Annotated in this window: 4 protein-coding genes, 3 tRNA genes and 1 pseudogene; 3 read left to right on the top strand and 5 right to left on the bottom strand. The window is 48.0% G+C overall.

The window, feature by feature from the left end; translation table 11 throughout:
• From BZG79_RS10585 to BZG79_RS10575, 3 genes are all read left to right on the top strand, one after another.
• The coding region (locus BZG79_RS10585; protein WP_199877732.1) for a zeta toxin family protein at positions 1-435 on the top strand (435 nt) is incomplete at its 5' end.
• A gap of 290 nt (positions 436-725) precedes the next feature.
• Positions 726-1,199: an NYN domain-containing protein gene (locus tag BZG79_RS10580; protein ID WP_077676792.1), complete on the top strand. Its 474-nt coding sequence runs from the start codon at positions 726-728 to the stop codon at positions 1,197-1,199.
• 60 nt (positions 1,200-1,259) lie between these two features.
• A complete protein-coding gene (locus tag BZG79_RS10575; RefSeq protein ID WP_077774363.1) occupies positions 1,260-2,084 on the top strand; it encodes a Cof-type HAD-IIB family hydrolase in 825 nt (274 codons plus the stop codon).
• Positions 2,085-2,220: 136 nt separating this feature from the next.
• On the opposite strand, the gene BZG79_RS10570 is transcribed toward BZG79_RS10575, so the two are convergent.
• The 5 genes and pseudogenes from BZG79_RS10570 to BZG79_RS10550 all read right to left on the bottom strand — a co-directional run.
• Positions 2,221-2,297, bottom strand: a tRNA-Val gene (locus tag BZG79_RS10570).
• A gap of 13 nt (positions 2,298-2,310) precedes the next feature.
• Positions 2,311-2,387 (bottom strand) — tRNA-Val (locus tag BZG79_RS10565).
• Between the two features lie 64 nt (positions 2,388-2,451).
• Positions 2,452-2,528: transfer RNA gene (locus BZG79_RS10560), tRNA-Val, on the bottom strand.
• A gap of 147 nt (positions 2,529-2,675) precedes the next feature.
• On the bottom strand, positions 2,676-3,680 hold the full coding sequence (locus BZG79_RS10555) for a DUF3080 domain-containing protein (protein WP_077576023.1): 1,005 nt from the start codon (positions 3,678-3,680) through the stop codon (positions 2,676-2,678).
• A gap of 167 nt (positions 3,681-3,847) precedes the next feature.
• A pseudogene (locus BZG79_RS10550) lies at positions 3,848-5,812 on the bottom strand (methyl-accepting chemotaxis protein); the annotation flags it as partial.
• Positions 5,813-5,878 lie beyond the last annotated feature (66 nt).

Here is a 5,878-nt window from a genome sequence, read left to right as displayed (position 1 = left end):
ATTCATGATCGCGCTTTGAAGCGAAGAGTAAGCTTTATTCTTGATTCAACGCTTTCCAACTTCGATAAAGCCAAAGATAATATTGAACGATCCTTGAAAAAAGGCCGCTTTGTTATGATTGTTTTTGTATATCAAGAGCCAGTGCAAGCTTGGCGGTTAGTGAAAGCGAGAGAAAGCGTTGAAGGCCGTCGTGTCCCTAGTGAAGTCTTCATTAATCAGTTCCTAGAATCGCAACGTGTTGTGAGTGAATTAAAGAAACTATTTAGGGATCAGATTGATATCACTTTTATTGAGAAAAACGTCGATGGTGACAACAAGAGACCACACTTTAACGTCGATGACATTGACGCACTATTGCGTAAAAAGTACAATCGAGAGTCACTTGAGCGAATCGTTGGTATCACGAGAGGAGGAAGCCATGCAGAACAAGCGTAATAAGGTAAAATCTACCGCTTTCTCTGACTTCGTGCGTCACTCGTCGTCAAAAGAAAAGCGAAAGTTTTTTGATAAAATAGTGAGAGAAACGATTAAAGAGCAGCAAGACATGCTCACAAAGGCAGAGCAAACAGCTAAGTGTCAGTAATCGTTTATATTTCTTGCGAGAGCCGCTGTTATCAGCGGCTTTTTTGTTTTTGCTAGACGCGGCCACGTTTGTGATTGTCGTCACGGTAGCCTGATGTGGTATCCTCTTTGGCTTCAATTCTCCCACCGACTGTGAGCCTGACTTGAAAAAAATCGCGGTTTTTGTCGACGTTCAAAATATCTACTACACCACACGCCAAGCCTACGGGCGCCAGTTTAACTATCGCCAGTTGTGGCACACGCTGAGCCAAATGGGTGAGGTGGTTACCGCGTATGCTTATGCCATTCGTCGTGATGATGATCAGCAAATCAAATTTCAAGATGCATTGCGGCACATTGGCTTTACCGTGAAGCTCAAACCTTATATTCAACGCGCCGATGGTAGCACCAAAGGCGATTGGGATGTGGGCATTGCCATTGATGTGATGGAAGCTGCGTCGGATGTCGATACCGTGGTTCTGCTCTCTGGTGATGGCGACTTTGATTTGCTGATGAACAAAATTCGCGAGCGCTATCATACCGAAGCCTTCGTGTTTGGAGTGCCTGCGTTAAGTGCCAACTCCCTCGTGAATAGCGTTGATCGCTTTATTCCCATTGACGATAGCTTATTGCTGTAGAGCCGATTAAGGCTGAGGGAATCCATTCCGTTTTGAATTTGATGTTGAGGTAAGTTGACGATGTACAAATTAATCGCCCTAGATATGGATGGCACCTTGTTAAACAGCGATAAAGAAATATCGGCTGAAAACAAACAGGCCATTGCCCGCGCGCGTGACAAAGGGGTGGCCGTGGTGTTGGCATCTGGCCGTCCGCTTGAAGGCATGCAACCTAAGCTGGATGAGTTGGATATTCATTCAGATAAAGACTTTGTGCTGTATTACAACGGCTCGATGGTGAAAAACGTGGGGACTGACGAGGTGATCTTGCAAAAGGGGCTAGACGGTAAAGCTGCCAAAGCGCTCGCTCGACATGCTGAAGCATTAGGTGCCTATGTGCATGCCTTTAGCACCGAGCACGGATTGATCACCCCTGCGCTCAACCCGTATACCGACATTGAGGCCAACATCAACGGGCTTGATATCACCGTGATGGATTTCGAGACTCTAAGCGATGATCACCCCATTATTAAAGTGTTGATGGTGGCAGATCCAAGCAAGTTAAATGAAGTGATCAGTGCTTTACCCGCAGCGCTGTGCGAGGAGTTTACGGTGGTGCAAAGTGCGCCCTTCTTCCTTGAATTTCTAAACCCGGCAAGTCATAAAGGGGCGGGGGTCGCTGCAATTGCAGAACACTTAGGTRTTCACCCCGACGAAGTGATCTGCATGGGCGATGCAGAAAATGACCATGCGATGTTGGAATATGCGGGTCTTGGAATTGCCATGGCCAATGCGATGGAAGCAACCAAGCAAATCGCGGATTATATTACCGACAGTAACGATAACCACGGTGTCGCTAAAGCAATCGAAAAGTTTGTCTTAGCGGTAGATAGCTCAGTGGCATAATTGTAGGTTACAAGTTAAAAAGGCTTGTTAGAAAGCAGGCCTTTTGTATCTACGTAAACATATACATGACGTTTATTTTTTATGCGTCGAAAGGGAATATATCAAGATACTAAAAAAAGAAGGGGATAATTTGAAGTGGTGCGTCCGGGCAGACTCGAACTGCCGACCCCCGCCATGTCAAGGCGGTACTCTAACCAACTGAGCTACGGACGCGTATTTCAAAATGTGGTGCGTCTGAGTGGACTCGAACCACCGACCCCCGCCATGTCAAGGCGATACTCTAACCAGCTGAGCTACAGACGCATACCATTTTTTTAGAACAGCCACCGCGATGTTGAAGCGATTGACCATTTGCTATCAAGCCAAGTGGTGCGTCCGAGTGGACTCGAACCACCGACCCCCGCCATGTCAAGGCGATACTCTAACCAGCTGAGCTACGGACGCACAGTGCTTGAAAGCGGGGTGAATAGTAGCGAGTTCATCTTTATCGCGCAAGCGCTTCAACGCATATTTTTGTACATTCGCGTTTGTTTGGCGATTTGATCATCAAAGTGGCGATATTTTCGCTTTTTCAGTCGCTTCGCTACGTCGCTATTGCCCCAGTTTGACGTCACAGCGTTGGAAAAGTTGCTGCCATACATCTGCATGGTGCTTGATCGCGTCTTTGTATTGGCGGTAAGCCTCTCCCTGCCAATAGGCGTTTTTATACGCGCTAAACGCATCCGGTGTTTGCAACGTAGCAAAACGGGTCAACGCTGGCGCAATATCACGATAAAGACCATCGACACGGGCTAAATACGGCTGAACATCGCCGACGTAAAATTTATAAAACACGGTTTGTAGGCGCTCTAGGCGGGTCGTATCAAAATTGCCGCCACACAGGACTTTTTCTTGGTGATTGGCGATCAGTGCACTGGTTTGGTTAAGCCAAGCGGTGTGATAGCTCAAGCTAACAAATAGGGCGCCAAGAATGCGTTGCTTTTCAATGCTCTCTTGCCAGTCGGTGACCGATTCGTTGGCTACCGGGTGGTGGTTGAGTAAATGGCTAAACTGATCAATGGTGCTGACGGCATTACTATGTGCGGGAAGATCAATGGGGAGTGTATATGCCGGTAAACTCAGCTGCCCGCGCCAGGCATCACTATCAGCCAAGGTATTCCAGATTACGGTGTCGCGCTGTTGGCGTTTCAGTGCCAGTGCCTGTTCTAACTCAGTGTGAATGCTCGGATCTTTGACTTGCGGTAAACACCGTTGGGCGGTGTCAATAAAATTGAGTTCGTAATCGAGTTGGCGAAAGCGATCGGCGACTTTGCCGAGGGATGAGTTGCGCTCGGCGATAAGATTAAACAAGCCACACTGACGCAGCTCGTAGGCATCAAGTACGCCCATTCGTAGTGCTTCAAGTGGCTGGACTAGATCGCGTTTGCGTGGCAACGGCGGCACCGCTGGAGTGGTAAAGTCGGGCGTCGGTGCATCAAGCACATTGCCTAAACGTTGGTAATAATCAGCCATCATGTCTTTGGCCGGATCGTCAGATTGGCACCCACCTAATCCGAGTAAGGTAACGAGCAGTAAGGTTGTTTTGAGTCCGCGCATGGTTTATCTCGTGGCTAAGCTCTTGACGTATCAATCATACCATTTACGCAGGCGATCGGATGAACGATCGCCTGGTTGAACGTTACCTGTGTGCATGCGTTAAGAGCTTACTCCGCGACTTGTTGGCTTTGGGTGAGCGATAAAATGGTAGAAAGCTCCTTATCAATGGCTGTCATGTCTTGCTGTACTTGTTCAATATTAGCAATGCTCGACTGAATACTTTCGGTCGCTTGTTCAGACAGGCTCAGTAGTCGTGTGACTTCATCGCTTAACCCATCAGCAGAGTACTGGACTTTATCCATTACCTCGAGGGTCAGCCCAATCACATGGCTGATCTGACCAATGGCGCTGTTGACATTTCTCACTGTCTCTCCAGTGGTACTAAGGCTATTTTGCGATAAGTTACGGACTTCATCAGCAACCACAGCAAAACCGCGCCCTTGTTCGCCTGCGCGTGCAGCCTCTATAGCGGCGTTTAATGCCAATAGATTGGTTTGCTCGGCAATGCCATCAATCACTTTTAAAATTTCTTCAATACGGCTGGCGTTCACACTCAGGGCGTCGGTGTGGGTTTGTAGATCTTGGCTTTGCCCGTGTTGTTGTTTGACCTCGTTAGCAAGCGTGGAAAACTGTTGTTGGACAGCTTGGAGAATGTCTGCGCTCTCGGTGGCGTAGTCGGCCACGCCGCTGTAACTGTCCAACAGTGATTGTAGTAGCGATTTGTAGCGCGAAAGACGATCGATGCTGTGCGATTGAAGCGCCGAAAGTTTTTGTAAGCTATTAATTTGTTTTTGGGCGTTGTAGCCACGGTAATCGGCATAGTGAATGGCAAATTGATCGGCAAAATCATCAGCAAAAGGCTCGTTGGGTGCGACGCTATAAAGCATGAGTGCGGTCAGTGTCTGGTTTTGGTGTACCCCTAATAGCTCACCAAAGGTTGAAAACCCGCCAACGCTAGGGATGTTATCAAAGCAGGTGACGCGCGCTAACGAATGGCTATTGTTGACCCGGCGCAAGATACAGTCGTTGGCTAGCATAGCAAAAGGACGGCGTGGCTTGTCTTTTAGATGTCGTTGATAATCTTGCGCGGTGGTTTGAGCGAAATCTTCCGCCTTCATTAGGTACAGGCTATCGCCAAAATCAAGATCACAAAAAAAGTGTAGGGCGCCCTGTTGGTGATCAATCGCAGCGATTGAGCGAATATAAATATGCTCGCCAATTTTTACGCCAAACGTGTAGCCATTTAAGTGCGATTCCAGCTGATCAATCTGGCAGTTAAAATAGTCGCATAACGCTTGTACCGGAGAGATTAATGCGGTGCTGTTAGGTGCAAATACATCGGTGACAACGCGGGTCGCAGGATCGCCCTTGGCAATATCGAGGTGGAAGTGAGTCGGTTTGAAGTTATGGCTATTCATGATGCCATAGCGGATACCGGGGGCCAACTTGATAAAAGCTAGCGCGGCATGGTTATCGAGTAGTTTACCGTTGAGTGCTAACTTGGCTGCATTGAAATCCAGGGTACCGCCGGCAGAGCCACCCATAAAGTAGCAAGGGAAACGGCGGGTGGCATAAAGGGCCTGCATAAAGAAGTTCTCTGAACCACTAAGACCATCAAAAAAGGTGAGTGCGACTGTGTCTTGGGCGTCGACAGGAAAAGGCACCCTGAGCTGTTGCAACGAACGTGTGATTTTTTCGATTCGTGCCTTGGGCGATAAGGTCGGTGTACCGCGTTTAATGTCTTCACAATGTAAGGGCACGGTCGCTGCGCTGACAGATTCAATGACATTGTCGCCATAACTTTGCAAAACAATGTTATCCCATTGCCCGTCTGTGGTGTGATACAGCGAAGAATGCCCACCACCCAGTTCGCCGGCTGTCATTATGGTGATTAAAGTTTGGCAAAAAGGCATCGCGGCTTGGAGTTTTTGGGTTGTTGCTGCAAAGGGGAAATGTGGCGAGATAAAAGCCAGTACCAAGGGTGTTTTACCATGAGGGCAAGATAAGGCCGATAGCGTGGTTTGATTGATAGCGCGGCTACTCATACACAATGAATGAACAAAAGGCATAGAGTTCGGCGATTGTGGCGAGGCTTTATCTGATAATGGGCGAGATTTTAGGAATTCAAACATAAACAACTCTACGATAATGTGACCGGTTGCCACGTATTTTGTCTGGGAATAAGGACAAACTATACG

This window comes from Salinivibrio sp. MA427 (assembly GCF_001996115.1).
GTDB lineage: Bacteria > Pseudomonadota > Gammaproteobacteria > Enterobacterales > Vibrionaceae > Salinivibrio > Salinivibrio costicola.
Note: the sequence above shows the minus strand (reverse complement) of the source record. Positions and strands in the feature narration are given on the sequence as shown.

What these genes read in the sequence shown, in the direction of transcription:
- BZG79_RS10555 (WP_077576023.1), bottom strand. Translation starts at nt 3,680, where the DNA reads ATGCGCGGACTCAAAACAACCTTACTGCTCGTTACCTTACTCGGATTA.